Annotated in this window: 4 protein-coding genes; 2 read left to right on the top strand and 2 right to left on the bottom strand. The window is 59.0% G+C overall.

Annotated elements, in window-relative coordinates:
• The coding region (locus EBL85_RS17320; RefSeq protein WP_223806194.1) for a hypothetical protein at nt 1–183 on the top strand (183 nt) is incomplete at its 5' end.
• Nucleotides 184–257: 74 nt separating this feature from the next.
• On the opposite strand, the gene EBL85_RS16785 is transcribed toward EBL85_RS17320, so the two are convergent.
• Both EBL85_RS16785 and EBL85_RS16780 read right to left on the bottom strand, forming a co-directional pair.
• Nucleotides 258–539, bottom strand: coding sequence for a type II toxin-antitoxin system YafQ family toxin (locus EBL85_RS16785; RefSeq protein WP_123143507.1), 282 nt, complete (start codon nt 537–539; stop codon nt 258–260).
• Nucleotides 526–795 carry a type II toxin-antitoxin system RelB/DinJ family antitoxin gene (locus tag EBL85_RS16780; RefSeq protein ID WP_123143506.1) on the bottom strand — a complete coding sequence of 90 codons (270 nt, stop codon included), beginning with the start codon at nt 793–795 and terminating at the stop codon, nt 526–528. Before EBL85_RS16780 ends, EBL85_RS16785 begins: the two co-directional genes overlap by 14 nt.
• 129 nt (nt 796–924) lie before the next feature.
• Between EBL85_RS16780 and EBL85_RS16775 the strand changes: the two genes are divergently transcribed.
• Nucleotides 925–1,113, top strand: coding sequence for an addiction module antidote protein (locus EBL85_RS16775; protein ID WP_123143505.1), 189 nt, complete (start codon nt 925–927; stop codon nt 1,111–1,113).
• Nucleotides 1,114–1,294 lie beyond the last annotated feature (181 nt).

Here is a 1,294-nt window from a genome sequence, read left to right as displayed (position 1 = left end):
GCCCGGCGGATTGGCCGCCTCGCCTTAGGGAGCTGTTCTGTGAATCTCAACGTCCACAACGTCCACAAGACCCAGATCAACCACACCCACTACCACATTCACTGTCACGGCAGCCTTGCCGCTTCGGCTGCCCGCGCTGCGGTTGCGGCATTCCGCGCCTTGCGGCGGTATGCCGGGCTATGACGCTGTGTCGGCCTTGGCCCGGTGAGCCTCGTTGTGGTGGTCTTGCCGGTTGACTTCCTTGGCTGGTTCTTGGCTTAGCCGAAAAGCGCACTGTGCGAGCCAAGTCTTGCAAGTCGTAGGGTGTCGTCGTCTGACTTTCGGTAGATCAGCAGTAGGTCGGGTTTGATGTGGCACTCACGGTAACCGGACCAGGTGCCTGTGAGATCGTGGTCACGGTAGCGAGCATCCAACGTCTGGTCGGTCGCTAGAGCGATCAGCACTCGTTTGATCTCGTCGTCGAGGACGGTGCGGTGCTGTCCTTTGGACTCTCGTTTGTAGTCGCGTTTGAACGCTGAGGATCGCTCAATCGTTCGCATGCAAGTCCGCCATCAGATCGTCCACGCTGGCGAGCTTCTTGCCCTTGCCTGCCTCCAGTTCGGCGATAGCCTTCTGTGTGGTTGCGTTGGGTACTTTCACGTCGAAGGGCAGGCGGTGCTCGTCGGCGATGCGAAGCATCAGCAGGCGGATAGCATCGGAGATAGATAGGCCCATCCCTTCAAGGGCGCTGGCGGCACGCCGCTTGGTGTCGGAGTCGATGCGGGCACGGACATAGGTATCGGCGGTGGTGCTCATGGCATATCCTCGCGGAGTCGTTAACGTAGTCCTATTGTAGTCGCAATGGGACTACGTTTGAAAGTCTCAGGCGCGCGACATCAAGATGGCGCACCGCCTCGCCAACGGATACGAAAGAGACAGAAACCCATGACTGAAACGCTGACCAACTTTGATCCAGCCGAGTATCTAGGGACCGATCAGGCCGTCGCCGAATTCATGGCCGACGCGTTCGAAACAAACGATCCAGCCTACATCGCACATGCGTTTGGTGTTGTTGCTCGAGCCAAGGCTATGACTGAGGTTGCTAGGCAAACGGATCTGTCCCGCGAACCATAATCAGCCAGATAGAAGCGCCTGACGGGTGCGATCGCCCCAGCGATCGCACCCGCTGGTGTGGATGCTTCACGGTCGTGACGCTCTACTGGGTGCCCGGCGGATTGGCCGCCTCGCCTTAGGGAGCTGTTCTGTGAATCTCAACGTCCACAACGTCCACAAGACCCAGATCAACCACACCCAC

It is taken from the genome of Marichromatium sp. AB32 (assembly GCF_003718675.1).
Taxonomy (GTDB): Bacteria; Pseudomonadota; Gammaproteobacteria; order Chromatiales; family Chromatiaceae; genus Marichromatium; species Marichromatium gracile.
This window is presented reverse-complemented; position numbering and strand designations above follow the sequence as displayed.